Origin of the sequence: Geobacillus zalihae (genome assembly GCF_030414215.1) — a bacterium.
Taxonomy (GTDB): domain Bacteria; phylum Bacillota; class Bacilli; order Bacillales; family Anoxybacillaceae; genus Geobacillus; species Geobacillus zalihae.
Map to the genome: position 1 here is coordinate 1,082,903 of NZ_CP129217.1, position 21,623 is coordinate 1,104,525.

23 protein-coding genes are annotated in these 21,623 nt (G+C 55.0%); 22 read left to right on the top strand and 1 reads right to left on the bottom strand.

The window, feature by feature from the left end:
• The first annotated feature begins 65 nt into the window (after positions 1-65).
• Positions 66-146, top strand: coding sequence for a stage V sporulation protein SpoVM (gene spoVM / locus QWV57_RS05610; RefSeq protein ID WP_011230680.1), 81 nt, complete (start codon positions 66-68; stop codon positions 144-146).
• A gap of 89 nt (positions 147-235) precedes the next feature.
• On the opposite strand, the gene rpmB is transcribed toward spoVM, so the two are convergent.
• Positions 236-421: a 50S ribosomal protein L28 gene (rpmB, locus tag QWV57_RS05615; protein ID WP_011230681.1), complete on the bottom strand. Its 186-nt coding sequence runs from the start codon at positions 419-421 to the stop codon at positions 236-238.
• 228 nt (positions 422-649) lie between these two features.
• On the opposite strand from rpmB, the gene QWV57_RS05620 reads away from it, so the two are divergent.
• The 21 genes from QWV57_RS05620 (at position 650) to trmD (ending at position 21,603) form a co-directional block, all read left to right on the top strand.
• Complete coding sequence (locus QWV57_RS05620) at positions 650-1,012, top strand: Asp23/Gls24 family envelope stress response protein (RefSeq protein ID WP_015374392.1); 363 nt, start codon at positions 650-652, stop codon at positions 1,010-1,012.
• Between the two features lie 17 nt (positions 1,013-1,029).
• The gene (locus QWV57_RS05625; RefSeq protein ID WP_015374393.1) at positions 1,030-2,700 is read left to right on the top strand and encodes a DAK2 domain-containing protein; all 1,671 of its coding nucleotides are present in this window, start codon (positions 1,030-1,032) and stop codon (positions 2,698-2,700) included.
• Between the two features lie 73 nt (positions 2,701-2,773).
• The gene (gene sdaAB / locus QWV57_RS05630; RefSeq protein WP_015374394.1) at positions 2,774-3,436 is read left to right on the top strand and encodes an L-serine ammonia-lyase, iron-sulfur-dependent subunit beta; all 663 of its coding nucleotides are present in this window, start codon (positions 2,774-2,776) and stop codon (positions 3,434-3,436) included.
• Positions 3,437-3,490: 54 nt separating this feature from the next.
• Entirely contained in the window at positions 3,491-4,375 is an 885-nt protein-coding gene (gene sdaAA, locus QWV57_RS05635) for an L-serine ammonia-lyase, iron-sulfur-dependent, subunit alpha (RefSeq protein ID WP_015374395.1), read from the top strand.
• Positions 4,372-6,420, top strand: coding sequence for an ATP-dependent DNA helicase RecG (gene recG / locus QWV57_RS05640; protein WP_015374396.1), 2,049 nt, complete (start codon positions 4,372-4,374; stop codon positions 6,418-6,420). Before sdaAA ends, recG begins: the two co-directional genes overlap by 4 nt.
• Before the next feature lie 171 nt (positions 6,421-6,591).
• Positions 6,592-7,779 carry an IS701 family transposase gene (locus QWV57_RS05645; RefSeq protein ID WP_301101198.1) on the top strand — a complete coding sequence of 396 codons (1,188 nt, stop codon included), beginning with the start codon at positions 6,592-6,594 and terminating at the stop codon, positions 7,777-7,779.
• 315 nt (positions 7,780-8,094) lie between these two features.
• Positions 8,095-8,691, top strand: a complete 597-nt coding sequence (fapR, locus tag QWV57_RS05650) for a transcription factor FapR (RefSeq protein WP_011230687.1) — start codon at positions 8,095-8,097, stop codon at positions 8,689-8,691.
• Positions 8,675-9,658: a phosphate acyltransferase PlsX gene (plsX, locus tag QWV57_RS05655; protein ID WP_096225534.1), complete on the top strand. Its 984-nt coding sequence runs from the start codon at positions 8,675-8,677 to the stop codon at positions 9,656-9,658. Before fapR ends, plsX begins: the two co-directional genes overlap by 17 nt.
• A 21-nt stretch (positions 9,659-9,679) precedes the next feature.
• Complete coding sequence (fabD, locus tag QWV57_RS05660; protein ID WP_011230689.1) at positions 9,680-10,621, top strand: ACP S-malonyltransferase; 942 nt, start codon at positions 9,680-9,682, stop codon at positions 10,619-10,621.
• A 4-nt stretch (positions 10,622-10,625) separates the two neighbouring features.
• Positions 10,626-11,369 (top strand): 3-oxoacyl-[acyl-carrier-protein] reductase, encoded by a 744-nt coding sequence (fabG, locus tag QWV57_RS05665; protein ID WP_011230690.1) that lies wholly within the window; start codon positions 10,626-10,628, stop codon positions 11,367-11,369.
• 61 nt (positions 11,370-11,430) lie between these two features.
• Positions 11,431-11,664, top strand: coding sequence for an acyl carrier protein (locus tag QWV57_RS05670; RefSeq protein ID WP_011230691.1), 234 nt, complete (start codon positions 11,431-11,433; stop codon positions 11,662-11,664).
• A 179-nt stretch (positions 11,665-11,843) separates the two neighbouring features.
• Positions 11,844-12,584 carry a ribonuclease III gene (gene rnc / locus QWV57_RS05675; RefSeq protein ID WP_013523381.1) on the top strand — a complete coding sequence of 247 codons (741 nt, stop codon included), beginning with the start codon at positions 11,844-11,846 and terminating at the stop codon, positions 12,582-12,584.
• A gap of 228 nt (positions 12,585-12,812) precedes the next feature.
• Positions 12,813-16,376: a chromosome segregation protein SMC gene (gene smc, locus QWV57_RS05680; RefSeq protein WP_301101204.1), complete on the top strand. Its 3,564-nt coding sequence runs from the start codon at positions 12,813-12,815 to the stop codon at positions 16,374-16,376.
• Between the two features lie 19 nt (positions 16,377-16,395).
• The gene (gene ftsY, locus QWV57_RS05685; protein ID WP_013523383.1) at positions 16,396-17,382 is read left to right on the top strand and encodes a signal recognition particle-docking protein FtsY; all 987 of its coding nucleotides are present in this window, start codon (positions 16,396-16,398) and stop codon (positions 17,380-17,382) included.
• Between the two features lie 172 nt (positions 17,383-17,554).
• Positions 17,555-17,887, top strand: a complete 333-nt coding sequence (locus QWV57_RS05690; RefSeq protein WP_011230695.1) for a putative DNA-binding protein — start codon at positions 17,555-17,557, stop codon at positions 17,885-17,887.
• A gap of 17 nt (positions 17,888-17,904) precedes the next feature.
• Entirely contained in the window at positions 17,905-19,245 is a 1,341-nt protein-coding gene (gene ffh / locus QWV57_RS05695) for a signal recognition particle protein (RefSeq protein WP_011230696.1), read from the top strand.
• 94 nt (positions 19,246-19,339) lie between these two features.
• Positions 19,340-19,612: a 30S ribosomal protein S16 gene (gene rpsP / locus QWV57_RS05700; RefSeq protein WP_011230697.1), complete on the top strand. Its 273-nt coding sequence runs from the start codon at positions 19,340-19,342 to the stop codon at positions 19,610-19,612.
• Between the two features lie 11 nt (positions 19,613-19,623).
• Positions 19,624-19,860, top strand: a complete 237-nt coding sequence (locus tag QWV57_RS05705; RefSeq protein WP_011230698.1) for a KH domain-containing protein — start codon at positions 19,624-19,626, stop codon at positions 19,858-19,860.
• 88 nt (positions 19,861-19,948) lie between these two features.
• Positions 19,949-20,335, top strand: a complete 387-nt coding sequence (locus QWV57_RS05710) for a YlqD family protein (RefSeq protein WP_011230699.1) — start codon at positions 19,949-19,951, stop codon at positions 20,333-20,335.
• 15 nt (positions 20,336-20,350) lie between these two features.
• Positions 20,351-20,869: a ribosome maturation factor RimM gene (rimM, locus tag QWV57_RS05715; protein WP_013145773.1), complete on the top strand. Its 519-nt coding sequence runs from the start codon at positions 20,351-20,353 to the stop codon at positions 20,867-20,869.
• Positions 20,869-21,603 carry a tRNA (guanosine(37)-N1)-methyltransferase TrmD gene (trmD, locus tag QWV57_RS05720; RefSeq protein ID WP_011230701.1) on the top strand — a complete coding sequence of 245 codons (735 nt, stop codon included), beginning with the start codon at positions 20,869-20,871 and terminating at the stop codon, positions 21,601-21,603. The genes rimM and trmD overlap by 1 nt, the downstream gene beginning before the upstream one ends.
• Positions 21,604-21,623 lie beyond the last annotated feature (20 nt).

Genomic DNA, 21,623 nt, shown 5'->3' on the forward strand with positions numbered 1-21,623 from the left:
ACGGAATATAATGGATAAGGAAATGGCGGGAAGCTCGTGATGATCGGTGTGAGGAGGGAATCGGGATGAAGTTTTATACGATCAAGCTGCCGAGATTTTTAGGCGGAATCGTGCGGGCGGTGTTGAACGCATTTAAAAAAGGATAAGAAAAAAGCACCATTTTTGGTGCTTTTTTGTTGCCGCCGAACAAAAGGAGGGTTGCAACCTTTTGGGGCGGCTTCTTTTCGTTAGGCCGTTAGACGCGTTTCACTTTTCCAGATTTCAGCGCGCGCGCCGAAACCCAGACGCGTTTCGGTTTGCCGTCAACTAAAATGCGCACTTTTTGCAAGTTGGCTTTCCATGTGCGGCGGCTGGCGTTCATGGCATGCGAACGCGAGTTGCCGAACGATTTCTTCTTGCCGGTAATGAAGCACTTCGCCATCGTTTTTCCCTCCTTGCTTTCACATCCCTCTAAAAACACTATTATAATTTACCATACAACCGTAGGGATTGCAATAGACGTGCGGTTTTCTTTCAAGAAACTGTCCTTGACATCTATTTCAGTTTTCGGCTAAATAATACTAGTGGGCGGACGGGAAGCGCTTTGAAAACAGAAAGCGTTATAGTACAATAGGGGTAGCTGTGCGAGATACGCAAAGGGGGAACGAGCATGTCGATTGAATGGCAAACGAAATACGGGCGCATCGAAGTCGCCAATGAAGTCATTGCGATGATCGCGGGGGGAGCAGCCGTCGATTGTTACGGCATTGTCGGAATGGCGTCGAAAAACCAAATTCGCGATGGGCTGTCGGAAATTTTGCGCCGGGAGAATTTTTCCAAAGGGGTTATTGTCCGCGAAGAAAACGGCGAGATACATATCGATATGTACATCATCGTCAGCTACGGAACGAAAATTTCCGAAGTTGCCCATAACGTGCAGTCGAAAGTGAAGTACACGCTCGATCAGACGCTCGGGCTGGCGGTTCAGTCGATCAATATTTACGTTCAAGGGGTTCGGGTGTCAAACCCGTAGTAAGGAGGAGTTAGCCGGTGACAATGAGGACGCTTGACGGAAGACGATTTGCCGATATGGTGCAGCAAGGGGCCGCACATTTGGCGAACAACGCCAAGACGGTCGATGCGCTGAACGTCTTTCCGGTTCCAGATGGCGATACAGGAACGAACATGAACTTGTCGATGACGTCCGGGGCGAAAGAAGTGAAGGCGAATGCCTCCGACCATATCGGCAACGTCGCCGCGGCGCTGGCGAAAGGGCTGTTGATGGGGGCGCGCGGCAATTCCGGCGTCATTTTGTCGCAGCTGTTCCGCGGATTTGCCAAGGCAGTCGAAGGCAAACAAGCGGTGAACAGCTTCGAATTCGCCGCCGCTTTGCAGGCGGGGGTGGACACAGCCTATAAGGCGGTGATGAAGCCGGTTGAGGGGACGATCCTCACCGTTGCCAAAGAAGCGGCGCGCAAGGCGGTGGAGGCGGCAAAAAAAGAACGCGACGTGATCGCCGTGATGGAAGCGGCGCTCGCCGAGGCGAAAGCGGCGCTTAAGCGCACACCCGAATTGCTCCCAATCTTAAAGGAAGTCGGTGTCGTCGACAGCGGCGGTCAAGGGCTCGTATACATCTATGAAGGGTTTCTTGCTGCTCTGAAAGGAGAAATCGTGAGCGCCGCACGCGCTGAGGCGCGGATGGACGATTTAGTGAAAATGGTGCACCATCAAAGCGCGCAAAGTCATATTCATACCGATGAGATCGAGTTTGGCTACTGTACGGAATTTATGGTCCGTTTTGAGCCGGAAAAGCTGGCCGAGCACCCGTTTTCCGAAGAAACGTTCCGCCGCGAGTTAAGCCAGTTCGGCGACTCGTTGCTTGTTGTCGCGGATGACGAGCTTGTTAAGGTGCACATCCATTCGGAAACGCCGGGTGAGGTGCTGACATACGGTCAACGCTACGGCAGCTTGATCAATATTAAAATTGAAAACATGCGCGAACAACATGCCAACATCGTCGGCAAGGAGGCCAAAACGCTGACTGGTGTTGCCAAAGAGGAAGCAAAGCCGTACGGCATCGTCGCCGTCGCCATGGGCGCTGGCGTGGCTGAACTGTTTCGGAGCATCGGTGCCCACGCCATCATTGAAGGTGGGCAAACGATGAACCCGAGCACGGAAGAAATCGCTGACGCCATCCGCCTCGCCAACGCGGAAACGGTGTTTGTGCTGCCAAACAACAAAAACATTGTAATGGCAGCAAAACAAGCGGCGGAGCTTTCCGAACAGCGGGTTGTCGTCATCCCGTCGAAAACGGTTCCGCAAGGTCTGGCGGCGCTCTTGGCGTTCAATCCGGCGCAATCGGCCGAGCAAAATGAGCGGGCGATGACGGCGGCGCTGTCGCGAGTGAAAACGGGGCAAGTGACATTTTCCGTGCGCGATACGACGATTGACGGCATCGAGATTCAAAAGGGCGATTACATGGGGTTATGGGATGACCGCATTATTGCCGCTGACAAAGACAAACTCACCGTAACGAAGCGGCTGCTTGATGCGCTCATTGATGAAGAAAGCGAAATCGTGACCATTTTGTACGGCGAAGACGCAACGGAGATCGATGTGGAAACAGTCGTTGCCTATTTGGAAACGAAACATGACGGGGTCGAAGTGGAAGTGCATAACGGAAAGCAGCCGCTGTATCCATTTATCATTTCCGTCGAATAATATGTTAGAATAATAGAAGGGAGCATTCCCTTCTATTTTTCTTATTTTTCTGTTTTGTGGAGGAATAGCGGAGATGAAATACAAAAGCGTCTTTGATATCATTGGCCCGGTGATGGTCGGGCCGTCAAGTTCACATACGGCCGGGGCGGTGCGCATCGGTTTGGTTGCGCGCAAGTTGTTTGGCCGAAAGCCGACGTGGGCGCGCATTTCGTTTTACGGTTCATTTGCCGAAACGTATCGGGGGCATGGCACCGATGTTGCCATTGTCGCCGGGTTGCTTGGGTTTGACACGTTCGATGAACGTCTTCCGAGTGCGCTTGAGATCGCCCAAGCGGAAGGTGTGGATGTGTCGTTTTCCGCTGAGGAGGCGGTTCCGCATCATCCGAATACGGCACGCCTGCGGATTGGCGATGATGAAGGCGAGCTTGAGCTCGTCGGCATTTCGATCGGCGGCGGCAAAATCGAAATCGTCGAATTGAATGGGTTTGCCTTGAAGCTGTCCGGCCATCATCCAGCGCTGCTCATTATGCATAACGACCGGTACGGGACGATTGGAGCGGTGGCTTCCGTGTTGGCGAAGTGGAAGATCAACATCGGCCACATGGAAGTGTCGCGCAAGGAGAAAGGGAAAGAGGCGCTCATGGCGATCGAAGTTGACCAGCCGTTGACCGATGATCTGATTCAAGAATTGGAGCAGCTGCCGAACATCATTCAAGTGGCGAAGCTTGTGGATTAAAAAGAAATCGGTTTCAGATGCACCATGATAGAGAGAGGATAGGTGGGAAATGATATGTTTCGCAATGTAGCTGAACTCGTGGAGATGGCAGAAAAGGACAACATCAAAATCGCTGAAGTGATGATTCGCCAAGAAGTGGAGGTAAGCGGAAGAAGTCGAGAAGAGGTGATCGCGCAAATGGATCACCATTTGTCGGTCATGGAGCGCGCCGTCGAGAGGGGACTCGAAGGGGTTGTGTCCCGCTCCGGGCTGACGGGCGGCGATGCGGTGCGGATGCAGTGTTATATTGAGGGCGGCCGTTTTTTGTCTGGGGAGACGATTTTGGACGCCGTCAGCAAAGCCATGGCGACGAACGAAGTGAACGCGGCGATGGGCGTTATTTGCGCCACCCCGACGGCAGGGGCGGCCGGCGTCGTTCCAGGGACGTTGTTTGCCGTGAAAGAGAAGCTGCGGCCGACAAGGATGGAAATGATCGAGTTTTTGTTTACAGCCGGGGCGTTTGGCTACGTCGTCGCGAACAACGCCTCGATTTCCGGCGCCGCCGGCGGCTGTCAGGCCGAGGTCGGGTCGGCGGCCGGCATGGCGGCCGCGGCGTTGGTGGAGCTGGCCGGTGGGACGCCGAGCCAAGCGGCCGAAGCGATGGCCATCGCCCTAAAAAATATGTTGGGATTAGTATGCGACCCGGTTGCTGGCCTGGTCGAAGTGCCGTGCGTCAAGCGGAACGCGATGGGGGCGGCGAACGCCATGATCGCTGCGGATATGGCGCTAGCCGGCATTAAAAGCCGCATCCCGTGCGATGAAGTGATTGAAGCGATGTATCGCATCGGTGCAGCCATGCCGGTGGCGCTCAAAGAAACGGCGCAAGGGGGGGTGGCCGCGACGCCGACTGGCCGCGCCATTGCGGCTCGCATTTTCGGCGCTTCTGCGGCATCGAAGTGAACGAAGCGATGCAGCAGCCGGTGACGGCGGTCAAAGGCATCGGTGAAGAGACGGCGGCCGCGCTTGCCGACATCGGCATCGCGACGGTCGGTGAGCTGCTTGCGTACGCCCCGTACCGCTATGATGATTACGAACAAAAAGATTTGGCCGTCGTCCGCCATGAAGAAAAAGTGACAGTGGAAGGAAAAGTATACAGCGCCCCGCTGTTGACGTATTACGGAAAGAAAAAATCGCGCCTTTCCTTCCGCATGCTGGCCGATCGCTACTTGATCACCGTCGTTTGTTTCAACCGTCCCTATTTGAAGGAAAAAATCGCCCTGAACGAGACGGTGACGGTGATCGGCAAATGGGACCGGCATCGGCAAACGATCAACGCCTACGAGCTTCGGTTCGGACCGGCTCCGGAGACCACCGGCATCGAGCCGGTTTACTCCGTTCGCAGCCCACTGACGGTGAAAACGATGCGCCGGTTGATGAAAGCGGCGTTCGAACAGTTTGGCGAGCACATTCCCGACCCGCTGCCGCCCGCTTTGCGCCGCGCTTATCGCCTTGTCGACAAACAAGAAGCGCTCCGCGCCCTTCATTTTCCGCGCACGCGCGAAGAATTGCATCAGGCGCGGCGCCGGCTCATCTATGAGGAGTTTTTGTTGTACCAGCTGAAAATGCAGGCGCTCCGTCGATTGATGCGCGATGAGCGGCGCGGCGTCGTTCATTCGTTTTCTGAAGAGCGGCTTTCGTCCTTTCTTTCCGGATTGCCGTTTGTCTTGACGAACGCCCAGCGCCGTGTCATCGGCGAAATTTTGGCGGACATGCGCTCGCCGCGGCAAATGAACCGGCTTTTGCAAGGCGACGTCGGTTCTGGCAAGACGGTCGTTGCCGCTGTCGCTCTTTACGCCGCCGCTTTGTCCGGATTTCAAGGAGCGCTGATGGTGCCGACGGAAATTCTGGCTGAACAGCACGCCCGCTCGCTCGCCGAGCTGTTTGCCGATACGGATGTGACGATTGCGCTCTTGACAAGCTCAGTGAAGGGAAAGCAGCGCAAAGCGGTGCTTGCCGAACTGGAAGAAGGAACAATTGATATCGTCGTAGGCACGCACGCCTTGATTCAAGAAGGAGTGCAGTTTCACAGGCTCGGCCTCGTGATTACGGACGAGCAGCACCGGTTTGGCGTCGAACAGCGCCGCGTTTTGCGTGAGAAAGGGCATGCACCGGATGTATTGATGATGACGGCGACGCCGATTCCGCGCACACTCGCCATTACAGCGTTCGGCGACATGGACGTATCGGTGCTCGATGAAATGCCGGCCGGACGAAAAAAAGTCGAGACGTATTGGGTGAAGCATCATCAGTTCTCCCGCGTGCTCGATTTTATCGAAAAGGAATTGCGCCGTGGTCATCAGGCGTATGTCATCTGTCCGCTCATTGAGGAGTCGGACAAATTGGATGTGCAAAACGCCATCGATGTTCATAGCCAGCTTGTCCATTATTATCGCGGGAAATATGAGATCGGCTTGATGCACGGCCGGCTGTCGGCCGACGAAAAAGAACGCGTCATGAGGGCGTTCAGCGAAAACCGCATCCATGTGCTCGTCTCGACGACGGTCGTTGAAGTCGGCGTGAATGTACCGAATGCGACGGTGATGGTCATTTACGACGCCGAACGGTTTGGCCTCGCCCAGCTCCATCAGCTGCGCGGGCGGGTCGGGCGCGGCGACGCCCAGTCGTACTGCATTTTGATCGCCGACCCGAAATCGGAAGTCGGCAAAGAACGAATGCGCATCATGACGGAAACGGCCGATGGGTTTGTGTTGGCCGAAAAAGATTTGGAGCTGCGCGGTCCGGGCGATTTTTTCGGTACAAAACAAAGCGGGCTCCCGGAATTCCGCTACGGCGATCCAGTGCATGATTACCGCATTTTGGAAGTCGCCCGCCGCGATGCCGCCAAGCTCGTTTCCTCGGCCGCGTTTTGGCGCGATGAGGCGTACGCCGGGCTGCGCGCCGAGCTGGAAGCGTCCGGCCTACTCGACGGGGAAAAGCTAGATTAATAGACAGGGAGGAGGCGGCCGGCGCATTCGCGCCCCGCTGTTTTTTATGGTAACTGTAGATGAGCAAATTCACTGACATAAATTGACAACTAAACAAAAAAGGAGACATGAACCCGATTCCTTGGTTAGAATAGATGTACCACCAACTATCCACAAGGAGGTTCATGTCTCATGAATAGATTAGCACATCACCAAGGAATCCACAAGTTTTTCTTCACGCTGGGGTTGACGCTGCAGCTTTCCAAACCGGTCATCAAGCATCTCATTCATATTGTCGATGCCTTGACCACCAAGGGATTCTCGGGAACATTGACTGATATTCATTACTGGAGCTTTCATCCGAATCATCGAACGACGCTCAGTCACTTTTTCACGAAAAGCCCTTGGAACGAGGAAAGGCTGCTTGGGAAGCTTCAAGAGTGGATCCTTTCCCAGGTCGAACGACTGGCCAAACGGAAGAATCAACCCCTTTTTGTTTCGATTGATGATACGATTTGCCAAAAAACAAAGCCTTCGTCACGGGCTGCGCACGCCATTCAAGGGTGCGACTGGCACTACTCGCATAAAGATCATCAATCGATCTGGGGGCATTCGCTCGTTTGGCTGATGGTGCACACCTTCACGCAGGCGTTCCCATTTGCGTTCCGCCTGTATGACAAGAAGGAGGGAAGAAGCAAAATCGACCTGGCGATCGAGATGCTTTCCTCGCTCAAGGTGAAGCGGGCTCAGCCGGTGTATGTGCTCATGGATTCGTGGTATCCGTCCAAAAAGCTCATTGAAGCCTGCTTGAAACAGGGATTCCATGTCATCGCGATGCTCAAGACGAACCGGATTCTCTACCCAAAAGGCATCGCCATCCAAGCCAAGCAGTTTGCCCGCTATATCGAGTCCAAAGACACCCGCCTCGTCACGGTGGGGAAGGAGCGTTATCGCGTGTATCGCTATGAGGGGGCCATCCATGGCCTCGATGACGCGGTGGTGCTGCTGGCTTGGAAGGCGGATCAGCCGATGGCGCCGGAACATCTTCATTGCATCTTGAGCACCGACCGGGAACTCGGGGACGAAGACATCTTGCGTTACTATGCTCAGCGTTGGACGATCGAGTGCTTTTTCCGGCAGGCGAAAGATCAACTGAAGCTGGATGGATACCAGGTCCGTCACGTTCGGGCGGTAAAACGGTATTGGGTGACCGTTTTATTGGCTTGCGTGTACAGCATCTCCGAATCCCGACAAAACCTCTCCACCGGGCTGGAGCTTCTTCGGTCGCGGAAAGGCCATAGCGTCATAGAGTTCATTTATGACGCTGCAAAGCAAGAGATTCCTATTGATGTGATCAAAAAACAGCTCCGTATCGCATAAGGGGTACCCTGTTTGTCTCTCTAATCATGGAAATTATTGTAATGAAAAATGCTCATCTACAGATGGTAATTGATTTTTTGGCCAGTGGAAGCCTATATTTTTATTGCTCGGACGGAGGAGGCAGGAGATGCCTGTCCCACTATTTCGTTTGTGGGCCTCGAGGATGGAGCAGAAAGCCGTTTGGCGAGGGGGGCGTCGGATCCACAGCGGCCGACAGCATGTGGCGCTGTTCATTTTTTGTGCTTGCATTTCGTTTTTTGATATTATATATTACTTTTAGTACCTAGTCATAAAATCGGACGGTGTCACGAATCGATGAGAAAAAGCAAACGCGAACGGCAACGGTTGTTGCAGGAGACGATCCGGGAAAACCCGTTTATCACCGATGAAGAGCTCGCCGAAAAATTTTCGGTCAGCGTGCAGACGATCCGCCTTGATCGGCTTGAGCTGTCGATTCCCGAACTGCGTGAGCGCATCAAGAATGTCGCCCGCCAGTCGTTCGCTGATAAAGTGCGGGCGTTGCCGCTTGAAGAAGTGATCGGCGACATTATTGACATCGAGCCGGATGCGAGCGCCATTTCGATTTTCGATGTGAAAGAGGAGCACGTCTTTCGGCGCACCCGCATCGCCCGCGGCCATCATTTGTTCGCTCAGGCCAACTCGCTTGCCGTCGCTGTCATCCATGATGAACTGGCGCTGACAGCGAAAGCGACCATTCGTTTTGTGCGCCAAGTGAAAGAAGGGGAGCGGGTCGTAGCCAAAGCGAAAGTGACCGGAAAAACGGCGCACGGGCGCACAATCGTCGAGGTGAACAGCTACGTCGGCCAGGAGCTCGTCTTTTCTGGTACGTTTGAAATGTATCGTTCAAACATAGAGAAAAAGGATGGGGACAGCAATGAATATCGCGGTTGATGCCATGGGTGGAGACCATGCCCCGGGCGAAATCGTGCGCGGGGCGCTTATGGCCGCCGCCCATTTCCCTGACATCGAGATTACGCTGATTGGCGATGAAGAGAAAATTCGCCCGCATGTGACGGGTGAAGAGCGCATTTCGATCATCCACACCGACGAAGTGATCGAAGCAGATGATGAGCCGGTGCGGGCAGTGCGGCGCAAAAAGAACTCGTCGATGGTGCGCATGGCGGAAGAAGTGAAAGAAGGGCGCGCCGCTGCCTGCATTTCCGCCGGCAATACCGGGGCGCTCATGGCAGCCGGACTGTTTGTCGTCGGGCGGGCAGCCGGCATCGACCGCCCGGCGCTCGCCCCGACGCTGCCGACGTTGGATGGGCGCGGCTTTGTCTTTCTGGATGTCGGCGCCAACGTCGATGCAAAGCCGGAACATTTGCAGCAATACGCTTTGATGGGACATGTGTACGCAAAGAACGTGCGCGGCGTCGAAAAACCGCGCATCGGCTTGCTGAACGTCGGAACGGAAGACCAAAAAGGAAACGAAACAACGAAACGGGCGTTTGCCTTGCTCAAGGAAACGAACCTTCATTTCATCGGCAATGTCGAAGCGCGCGATCTGCTGCAAGGAGTGGCTGATGTTGTTGTCGCCGACGGCTTTGCCGGCAATGTTGCGTTAAAAACGATTGAAGGGACGGCGATGGCGCTCTTTTCCTTGCTCAAGCAGACGCTGACAAGCGGCGTCGCGGCGAAGCTGGCCGCCGCCGTCCTCAAGCCAAAGCTCGCCGGGCTGAAAAAAATGATGGACTACTCGGAGTATGGCGGCGCGGCGCTGTTTGGCTTAAATGCTCCGGTCATTAAAGCGCACGGGTCGTCCGATGCGAACGCCATCTTCCACGCCATCCGCCAGGCGCGAGAGATGGTGGTTCATGATGTCATCGGCACGATCAGAGCGGAGCTGGAACGGGCATAATCGGTAAAGGAGGAATCAAAAATGGGGAAAATCGCCTTTTTATTTCCTGGCCAAGGATCGCAGACGGTCGGCATGGCGAAAGACGCTGCCGAGCATGACGACCGCGCCCGTGCCGTCATCGCGGAGGCTGACGAGCGGCTTGGATTCGCGCTTTCCAAGCTCATGTTCAACGGACCGCAAGAAGAGCTGACGTTGACATATAACGCCCAGCCGGCGCTCTTGACCGCCAGCATCGCCTTGCTCCAGCTTGTCGACGGCGCTGGGCTGAAAGCGGACTATGTCGCCGGCCACAGCTTAGGCGAATATACGGCGCTTGTCGCCGCCGGCGCCATGTCGTTTGCCGATGCCGTCTACGCGGTGCGCCGCCGCGGTGAGCTGATGGATGAAGCGGTGCCGGCCGGTGAAGGGACGATGGCGGCGGTGCTTGGGATGGACGCTGATGCGCTTGAAGCAGTGACAAATGAAATCGCCGCCCAAGGCGATCCGGTCGAGCCGGCCAACTTCAACTGCCCGGGGCAAATTGTCATCTCCGGCTCGAAAGCCGGAGTGGAAAAAGCGGCTCAGCTTTTGAAAGAACGCGGCGCCAAACGCGTCATTCCGCTTGAGGTGAGCGGTCCGTTCCACTCCGCTCTCATGAAGCCGGCGGCAGAAAAACTGAAAGCGGTTCTTGACAGTTTGGTGATTCGTGACGCCGTCATTCCGGTCGTCGCCAATGTGACTGCTGAGCCGGTGACGAAAAAAGAGGACATCGCCCGCCTTCTCATTGAACAACTGTATTCGCCGGTGCGTTGGGAGCAGTCGGTGCGCACGCTTCTTTCGCTTGGCGTCGACACGTTTGTCGAAATCGGTCCGGGAAAAGTGTTGTCCGGCCTTGTGAAAAAAATCGACCGCAACGCCCGCGTTTATGCGGTGAACGATCTTGCTTCCTTCGAAGCGACCGTTGCGGCGCTGAAAGGGGAATAAAGCGATGCTCGAAGGAAAAATTGCTCTTGTGACCGGGGCGTCGCGCGGCATTGGCCGGGCGGTTGCTCTGGAACTTGCCCGCCAAGGGGCGAACGTTGCCGTCAATTACGCCGGCAGCGAGGCGAAAGCGAATGAAGTTGTCGAGGCCATCCGCTCGCTCGGCCGCGAAGCGATCGCCGTGCAGGCGGACGTCGCCCGCGCTGAAGATGTTGAGCGCATGGTGAAAACGACGATTGACCATTTTGGCCGCCTCGATATTTTGGTCAACAACGCCGGCATTACACGCGACAATTTATTGATGCGGATGAAAGAAGAAGAATGGGATGCCGTGATTAACACGAACTTAAAAGGAGTATTTCTTTGTACGAAGGCGGCAACGCGCCCGATGATGAAGCAGCGCTATGGGCGGATCGTCAACATTGCTTCGGTCGTCGGCGTGATCGGCAATCCGGGGCAGGCGAACTATGTCGCCGCCAAGGCCGGCGTCATCGGGCTGACGAAGACGGCGGCGCGCGAATTCGCCAGCCGCAACATCACCGTTAACGCCGTCGCACCAGGATTCATTACGACCGATATGACCGAAGCGCTCAGCCCGGAGCTGAAGGCGGAAATGTTAAAGCAAATTCCGCTCGCCCGCTTTGGCGAGCCGGATGATGTCGCCCGCGTCGTCGCTTTCCTCGCTTCCGACGCCGCGAGCTACATGACTGGACAGACGCTTCATGTTGACGGCGGCATGGTGATGCCGTAAGAAAAACAGTGCTAGTATTTTTTCTGCCAATCGACTATAATCATGAAGGGAGGTGAACGCAATGGCCGATGTATTGGAACGTGTAACGAAAATCATCGTTGACCGGCTGGGGGTTGACGAATCGCAAGTGACGCTCGAGGCGTCGTTTAAGGACGACCTGGGCGCTGACTCGCTCGACATCGTCGAACTCGTCATGGAACTTGAAGACGAATTCAACATGGAAATTTCCGATGAAGAGGCGGAAAAAATCGTCACAGTCGGAGACGCTGTGAACTACATAAAAAGTCGTCTGTAATGCTGCTTTTTTGCAAAGTCCCGTTGCTTCGAACGGGGCTTTCTCTGCTTTTTCAGGGATGCTCGGCGGGCCTTGCGGAAAAAAGCGCACGATTCCCGCTCGCGTAGCGGACCGGAGAACGGATATAATAGAAGAAGACACGGCCATTTTGTTCTGGAACGAAGTCGGAGGGCATTTTTATGTCAAAACAAAAAGATAAAGAGCGCATCCATGAAAAGAGGCGGGCGAAGTTTCAAGAGCTGCAAAAAAAAATCGGCATCACCTTTCGAAACGAAAAGCTGTTGATTCAAGCGTTCACCCATTCATCGTATGTGAATGAGCATCGGCGGCGGCTTCACGAAGACAATGAACGGCTTGAGTTTTTAGGCGATGCCGTGCTGGAGCTGACCGTTTCTCAATATTTATTTCAAAAGTTCCCGCATATGAGCGAGGGGCAATTGACGAAGCTGAGGGCGGCCATCGTCTGCGAGCCGTCGCTTGTGAAATTTGCCAACGCCCTGTCGTTCGGCGAGCTCGTCTTGCTCGGCAAAGGCGAGGAGCTGACCGGCGGGCGGACGCGTCCGGCGCTCTTGGCAGACGTCTTTGAGGCGTTCATCGGCGCTTTGTATTTGGATCAAGGAATGGACGCGGTCATCCGCTTTTTGGAGAAAACGATGTTTCCGAAAATTGATGAAGGTGCTTTTTCTCATGTGATGGATTTTAAAAGCCAGCTGCAGGAATTGGTGCAGCGGGACGGCAGCGGAACGCTTGAATACGCCATTTTGGAGGAAAAAGGTCCGGCCCACAACAAGGAGTTTGTCGCCCGCGTAGCGTTAAACGGCCAAGAGCTTGGCATCGGCGTCGGCCGCTCGAAAAAGGAAGCCGAACAACATGCGGCGCAAATGGCGCTCGAAACGTTGCGGGCTGCCGATCAGCAGTGAAGGCTGGCGCTGTTACGTCAGTCTTTTTTCTGTGAACGTGCGAAGGGATGGAGAGCAAACGCTGCTCATGGGTGTTTCGATGAACATGCGCGCCTTGAGCGGGGGAAGAAAGGCGTTTTTTTCGATAGCTCATATGGTAGGATGAAAAGATCGAACGTCTCGGTTTCCAAAAAGGGCTCCGGGGTGTTTGTGGTGGATCACAGTGGAAAGATGGTGAGGCGTCATACCATGTTCCTGAAACGATTGGATGTGATCGGCTTTAAATCGTTCGCCGACCGTGTATCGATCGAGTTTGTCCCTGGTGTGACGGCGGTCGTCGGTCCGAACGGGAGCGGCAAAAGCAACATTACCGATGCGATCCGTTGGGTGCTCGGTGAGCAATCAGCAAAATCGTTGCGCGGGGCGAAAATGGAAGACGTCATCTTCGCCGGCAGCGAATCGCGCAAGCCGCTCAATGTGGCTGAAGTGACGATCACACTCGACAATGAAGACGGCTTTTTGCCGCTTGAGTACCAGGAAGTGAGCGTGACCCGGCGCGTTTATCGCTCGGGGGAGAGCGAGTTTTTCATCAACCGCCAGCCGTGCCGTTTGAAAGACATCGTCGATTTGTTTCTCGATTCCGGGCTCGGCAAGGAGGCGTTTTCCATCATCGGCCAAGGCCGGGTCGAAGAGATTTTAAGCAGCAAACCGGAAGAGCGGCGCACGATTTTTGAAGAAGCGGCCGGCGTGTTGAAGTACAAGCTGCGGAAAAAAAAGGCGGAGGCGAAGCTAGCGGAGACGCAAGACAACTTGCACCGCGTCAACGATATTTTGCACGAGCTCGAACAGCAGCTTGAGCCGCTCCGCATGCAGGCGTCGCTCGCCAAAGAGTTTTTGGAAAAACGCGAAGAGCTCGAGCGATTTGAAGTGGCGCTGATGGTTCACGACATCGAGCAGCTGCGCGGGCAATGGAATGAGTTGAAGGAAGCGCTTGATGGGCACCAGCGGGACGAAGTGGCGCTGGCGGCGGCGTTGCAGAAAATGGAAGCCCAAATCGAACAGCTCCGCGATCAAATGACCGCCATTGACGAATCGATCGACGGTTTGCAGCAAGTGCTGCTTTTAGCCAGCGAAGAGCTTGAGAAGCTCGAAGGGCGGAAAGAAGTATTGAAAGAGAGAAAAAAGCATGCCGCGAGGCGAAAAGCGCAGCTGGACGACATAACGGCTGCACTGGCTGCGAAACGGCGCCGCTTGACGGAGCAGCTGCATGCCGAGCGGGAGGAACTCGCCCGTCTTGAGGCGGGCGCCGCAGCGCTCGAGCGGGAGCTGAAAGAAAAACAGGCTTTGTTTTCGGCGCATGAAGCCGACATTGAAGAAGAAATCGAGCGGCGAAAAGGTGATTACATCGACCTTGTTCATGAACAGGCGGCGTTGAAAAACGAACGCGCACATGTGGAGCAGGCCATCAGCAAGCTGCATGCCAAACGGACGGCGCTCGATGAAGCGAACCGCCGCCATCTCGCCGAACGTGAACAGCTCGAGCAGAAGCGGGCGGCCTTATGGGCCGAGCAGACCCGCCTCGAACAGGCGCTGACGGAAGCGCATAACAGACAAGCCGCTCTCGCCGCGGCGCTCGCAGCGCAAAAAACGGAGCTCGAGCAGCATGAAGCGTTGCTGCATCAGGCGCGCCAATACCGGCAGCAAACCAAAGCGCGCCAGCAATGGTTGGAAGAGATGCAACATGATTATTCCGGTTTTGTCCAAGGAGTAAAGGAAGTATTAAAGGCGCGCGACCTTCTGCCCGGCATTCATGGCGCCATTGTTGAGCTCATCCGCGTGCCGGACCGCTATGAGACGGCGATTGAAACGGCGCTCGGCGGGGCGATGCAGCATATCGTCGTTGACAGCGAACAGGCGGCGCGGCAAGCGATTCACTATTTGAAAACGAACGGCTACGGGCGCGCGACGTTTTTGCCGCTTGACGTCATCCAAGCGCGCGCGCTTTCCGAACGGGAGCGGGCGGCGATTGACCGCCATCCGGCGTTTGTCGGCATCGCAAGCGAGCTCGTCGAATACGACCGCGCCTATAGGGCGGCGATCGCCCATTTGCTCGGCCATGTCATCGTGACAGCCGATTTAAAAGGCGCGAATGAGCTGGCCAAGCTTCTTCACTATCGCTATCGCCTCGTGACATTGGACGGTGATGTCGTCAGCCCTGGCGGGGCGATGACCGGCGGCGGGGCGGCGAAAAAGACCGCGTCGCTATTAAGTCGAAACCGCGAGCTTGAGACGCTTTCGGCCAAACTGCAGGAAATGGATGAAACGATCGCTCGGCTTGAGCGGGCTGTTGCCGCAAAACGACACGAGCTGGCGGAGCAGGAAGCGCAGGCGGACGCGCTGCAAGAAGAGGTTGCGGCGCTTCGGGAGGCCCTGCAAAGACAAAAGGACGAGCAACGCGAGCTCGAATGGCAGAAAAAACGGATCGACGAGCGGCTTGCACTGTATGATGAAGAAAAGGCGAACGACGAGCGCGAAATGGCAGAGCTCAACCGCCGCCTCGGCGCCATTGACAGGCAGCTTGAGCAGCTTGCCGAGAAACTGCAGGCGATCGATGACGACATCAGCCGGCTGCAGGCGCAAAAACAGACGGAGCAAACGACGAAAGAGGCGCTCCAGGCAGCGATCACGGAGCAAAAAATCGCCTTGGCGGAAACGAAAGAGCGCGTGAAACATGCACGCCGGAAAGTGGAAGAATGGGAAGCGGAGCTTGCCGAAACGATCCGTGGGCTCAAAGAAGCAGAGCGCGAACGAGCCGCTTTGGATGCGGAAATGGAGGCGCCGGAATGGAACGAGGAAGAGATTGAGCAGCTGCGAGAGCAAAAGCTTGAGGACAAGCAAAAGACATTGGAGCTGATCGCGAGCCGTCGCGAACAGCGGCTCGATTTCCAACGCCGTCTTGAACATTTGGAACAGGAATGGAAAGAGACGAAGCGGCAGCATAAACAGCTCGCCGATGTCGTGAAAGACGAAGAAGTAAAGTTGAACCGGCTTGATGTGGAGCTTGAGAATTTGCTTGTCCGTCTGCGCGAAGAGTATGGGCTGTCGTTTGAAGCGGCTCGCTCCGCGTACCCGCTTGAGATCGGCGCCGATGAGGCGCGCAAGCGGGTGAAGCTGATCAAGCGCGCCATGGAGGAGCTCGGCACCGTCAACTTGGGGGCGATCGATGAATACGAACGAGTTTCCGAACGGCACCGCTTTTTAAGCGAGCAAAAAACCGATTTGGAAGAGGCGAAGGCGACGCTCCACCAAGTCATTGATGAAATGGACGATGAAATGAAAAAACGATTTTTCGCGACGTTTGAACAAATCCGCGCCCATTTTGGCGAGGTATTTGGCGAGCTGTTCGGCGGCGGGCGCGCCGATTTGCGGCTGACCGATCCGAACGACTTGCTTGAGACTGGGATCGACATCGTCGCTCAGCCTCCGGGGAAAAAGCTGCAACATTTAAGCTTGCTTTCCGGCGGCGAACGGGCGCTGACGGCGATCGCCCTCTTGTTTTCGATTTTAAAGGTGCGCCCGGTGCCGTTTTGCGTCCTTGATGAAGTCGAAGCGGCGCTTGATGAAGCGAACGTGCAGCGGTATGCCCAATATTTAAAACGGTTCAGCCGCGACACGCAGTTTATCGTCATCACCCATCGAAAAGGGACGATGGAAGAAGCGGACGTGCTGTACGGCGTCACGATGCAAGAATCGGGCGTCTCAAAGCTTGTTTCTGTCCGTTTGGAAGATTCGAAGGAGCTCGTGCGGTCATAATGGAAAGGAGGCGCTTTGGATGGGTTTTTTTCAAAAATGGAAAGAAAAATGGACAAAGCAAGCGGATGCCGTAACCGAAAAGTTTAAAGAAGGGCTGTCAAAAACGCGAAATTCGCTCGCCGGGAAAGTGAACGACCTCATCGCCCGTTATCGGAAAGTGGATGAAGAGTTTTTTGAAGAGCTTGAGGAAATTTTGATCGCCGCGGATGTGGGCGTCACGACCGTCATGGAACTTGTCGATGAGCTGAAAATGGAAGTGAAGCGCCGCAACATTCAAGACCCGGCGCAAATGCGCGACGTCATCGCCGAAAAGCTCGTTGACATTTACCGCGCCGGCGCCGATGACAAAGAACTTTCCGCTTTGAATATACAAGAAGGCGGGCTGACGGTCATTTTGTTCGTCGGTGTCAACGGCGTCGGCAAAACGACAACGATCGGCAAGCTCGCCCATAAGCTGAAATCGGAAGGGAAATCCGTCTTGTTGGCAGCTGGCGACACGTTCCGCGCCGGGGCGATCGAGCAGCTCGAAGCGTGGGGCGAGCGCGTTGGGGTCGACGTCATTAAGCAGGCGGCCGGCTCCGATCCAGCGGCGGTCATGTATGATGCGATTCAAGCGGCGAAAGCGCGCGGCGTTGACGTATTGTTATGCGACACGGCCGGGCGGCTGCAAAACAAAGTGAATTTAATGAAAGAGCTCGAAAAAGTGAAACGCGTCATCAGCCGCGAAATTCCGGGCGCTCCGCATGAAGTACTGCTTGTGTTGGATGCGACGACCGGGCAAAACGCGATGAGCCAAGCCAAGCTGTTTAAAGAAGCGACCGATGTGACCGGCATCGTGTTGACGAAGCTTGACGGCACGGCGAAAGGCGGCATCGTGCTTGCCATTCGCAACGAGATGGCCATCCCAGTGAAACTCGTCGGCCTCGGCGAGAAGATGGACGATTTGCAAGTGTTCGATCCAGAACAGTACGTCTACGGATTGTTTGCTGATTTGCTGGAATCATAAACAAGCCAACAGAGGGTGCTCCCAAAACAATGGAGCGCCCTTTGTTGTTACGTCCACGGGGGTGTAACCGATAAGCCCTTTGTCCGTTCCATCCCTTGACACCTTGCCGAAAAGACGGTACACTACATTTTTGTAAAGGTATTTTACTTAACAATGAGGGAGGGAGAGTCCGGTGCTGGAAAAAACGATGCGCATGAACTATTTATACGATTTTTACCAAGCGCTGTTGACGCCGAAACAGCGCAACTATATGGCGCTTTACTACTTGGACGACTACTCCCTCGGGGAAATTGCCGAACAATATGAGGTGAGCCGCCAGGCGGTGTACGATAACATCCGGCGTACAGAAGCGATGCTGGAGCAGTATGAAGAGAAGCTCGGGCTGCTGCGAAAATATGAACGGCGGCGGCAGATCATCGAGCGGCTGAAAGACTACATCAGCCGGCGCTACGGCGCTGACGCCGAATTGGCGGCGCTAGTCCGCGAGCTTGACGAACTTGATTAAAAAAGGGGGTGGCCGCCATGGCGTTTGAAGGACTGTCTGAACGTTTGCAGCAGGTGATGAACCGCATCCGCGGCAAAGGGAAAGTCACCGAAGCGGATGTCAAAGAGATGATGCGCGAAGTGCGCCTTGCGCTTTTGGAAGCTGACGTCAACTTTAAAGTCGTCAAAGATTTCATCAGACAGGTGAGCGAGCGGGCTGTCGGGCAGGAAGTGATGAAAAGCTTAACGCCGGGCCAGCAAGTGATCAAAATCGTCAAGGAAGAGCTGACGGCGTTAATGGGCGGTGAGCAAAGCCAAATCGCTGTCGCGAAGAAACCGCCGACCGTTGTGATGATGGTCGGGTTGCAAGGGGCCGGGAAAACGACGACCACCGGGAAGCTGGCCAACTTGCTGCGCAAACGGCATAACCGGAAGCCGCTTCTGGTGGCTGCCGACGTTTACCGCCCGGCGGCGATCAAACAGCTTGAGACGCTTGGCAAGCAGCTCGACATGCCTGTCTTTTCGTTAGGCGAGCACGCCAATCCGGTTGAAATCGCGAAACAGGCGCTCGAGCGGGCGAAAGAAGAGCATTATGATTACGTGCTCATCGACACAGCCGGCCGCCTCCACATTGATGAAGCGCTCATGGATGAACTGAAGCAAATGAAAGAAGCGGTCAAGCCGGATGAAATTTTCCTCGTCGTTGACGCCATGACCGGGCAAGATGCCGTCAATGTCGCACAAAGCTTCCATGAGCAGCTCGGCATCACCGGGGTGATTTTGACGAAGCTGGACGGCGACACGCGCGGCGGGGCGGCGCTGTCGATTCGCGCCGTCACCGGAGCGCCGATCAAGTTTGCTGGGATGGGCGAAAAACTTGACGCTTTGGAGCCGTTCCATCCGGAGCGAATGGCGTCGCGCATTTTAGGCATGGGCGATGTCCTGACGCTCATCGAAAAAGCGCAGGCGGCCGTCGACGAAGAGAAGGCGAAGGAGCTCGAACAAAAAATGCGCACGGCCACCTTCACGCTTGACGACTTTTTGGAGCAGCTCGGCCAAGTGCGCAAGCTCGGACCGCTTGACGAACTGATTAAAATGCTGCCGGGCGCCAACAAAATCAAAGGGCTCGCCAACATCCAAGTCGATGAAAAGCAAATCGCCCGCGTTGAGGCGATCATCCGCTCGATGACGAAAGAAGAGAAAACGCATCCGGAAATCATCAACGCTAGCCGCAAAAAGCGGATCGCCAAAGGAAGCGGCACGACGGTGCAGGAAGTGAACCGGCTTTTGAAGCAATTTGACGAGATGAAAAAAATGATGAAAATGATGACGAATATGCCAAAAGGGAAAAAGAAAGGATTCCGTTTTCCATTTATGTAAATGAAGATCTGTTAAGCGAAAAACCTTTACAAACGGAAAAAGAATTGTTAATATACTATCTTGTGTGAACTCTATACGGAGGTGCGTACTGACTATGGCAGTAAAAATTCGTTTAAAACGCATGGGGACAAAGAAAAAACCATTCTATCGCATCGTGGTTGCTGATTCGCGCTCACCGCGCGACGGTCGTTTTATCGAAACGATCGGCACGTACGATCCGGTCGCTGAGCCGGCGCAAGTGAAAATTGATGAGGAATTGGCGCTCAAATGGCTGCAAAACGGCGCCAAACCATCGGATACGGTGCGCAGCTTGCTGTCGAAGCAAGGCATTTTAGAGAAGTTCCATAACTTGAAATACGGCAAATAAGCGAGATGCACATGAAGCCGCTCATTGAAACGATCGTCAAGGCGCTTGTCGATCATCCGGAGGCGGTGGCGGTTGAGCGCCGCGAAGAAGAGACGGCCGTCATCTATGAGCTGTCCGTGCATGAAGACGACACTGGCAAAGTGATCGGCAAACAAGGGCGGACGATCCAGGCGATTCGCACGGTCGTTGCCGCCGCCGCGGCCGGATCGCCAAAGCGGGTTGTTGTGCAAGTGAAAGACAAAGGGTGAGGATGTTCCTCTCCCTTTTTTGATATGAGGCCAAAGGGCGCAAAAATGGCCCGGGTGCCGTTCATTCCGTGTCAAAAGGGGGAAGAGGATGAAGCTCATTCAAACGGTTGAGGTGCGGCAAATCGTCACCGAACGGAGCAAACAAGAGCTTGCCGCCGCGTTTTTGGCGCGCAAGCAGCAGCTCGAGCGCGAGTGCGACCAGCTTCGTTTTGAACAGAAACGAATGGAGAAAAGCGGAAACTATCCGCCCGCTTTAGTGAAACAATATTTTGCCAAAGAGATCGACGAGCGGATGGAGAAAATGAAACTGCTTGAGTTTCAGCTCGAACAATTACATATGCTACCGTTAGGGAGCGAATTGAAAGAGCGGGAAGTCGAGGCGCTCGTTGAGGTGAACGTCGGCGACCGTTGGGAAGAGGTGACAAAAACGCGCGCCATCATCATTGAAGACGGCGTCGTCAAAGAGATTCGCTAAGAAGGGATGAAAGCGATGGAACGATGGTTTAATGTCGGAAAAATTGTCAATACGCACGGCATTCGCGGCGAAGTGCGCGTCATTTCGCGCACCGACTTTCCTGAAGAACGGTATAAAAAAGGAAACAAGCTGTACATTTTCCGCGAACGGGACACGGAACCGATTGAAGTCACGGTGAAAAGCCACCGCGTCCATAAATCGTTTGACTTGTTGTCGTTTGAAGGCTATGACAGCATCAACGATGTGGAACGGTTTAAGGGAGCGATGCTGAAGGTGCCGGAAAGCCAGCTCGGCGAACTCGCGGAAGGGGAATATTATTTCCATGAGATCATCGGCTGCACTGTCGTGACAGAAGGCGGGGAGACCATCGGCGCGGTAAAGGAAATTTTGACTCCAGGGGCGAACGACGTCTGGGTCGTCCGGCGCGAAGACGGATCGGAAGCGCTCATTCCGTACATTGACGAGGTCGTTTTGCACGTCGATCCGGAGCGGAAAACGATCATCATCCGGCCGATGGAAGGGCTGCTCGAGTGATGCGGATCGATATTTTAACGTTGTTTCCCGGCATGTTTTCCGGGGTGTTGAGCGAGTCGATTTTAAAGAAGGCGCAAGAAAAAGGGGCCGTCGACATCCGCCTTATTGATTTTCGCGAGTTTGCCGACAACAAGCATAAAACGGTCGACGATTATCCGTATGGCGGCGGCGCCGGCATGGTGCTCAAGCCGCAGCCGATTTTTGACGCGGTGGAACACGTGACGGCTGGATCGCCTGGCGCCCGCATCATTTTGCTTTGCCCGCAAGGCGAGCGCTACACGCAAAAAAAGGCGGAAGAGCTGGCGAAAGAAACGCATTTGGTGCTCATTTGCGGCCATTACGAAGGGTATGACGAACGCATCCGCCAATATTTAGCAACCGATGAAATTTCGATCGGCGACTATATTTTAACAGGCGGGGAACTCGGCGCCATGGTCATTGTCGACAGCGTCGTCCGTCTTCTCCCCGGGGTGCTCGGCAATGAGGCGTCGCCGGTCGATGACTCGTTCAGCTCCGGGCTGCTTGAGTATCCGCAATACACAAGACCGGCCGATTTCCGCGGCATGAAAGTGCCGGATATTCTGCTTTCTGGCAACCATCAGCTCATCGCCGAGTGGCGCGAGAAGGAATCGCTCCGGCGCACGTTTTTGCGCCGTCCGGACTTGCTCGATGAATATCCGCTTACAGACAAGCAAAAGCAATGGCTGAAAGAGTGGGAAAAGGAGCGCGAATAGCTATTGCCTGAGTCAACAGT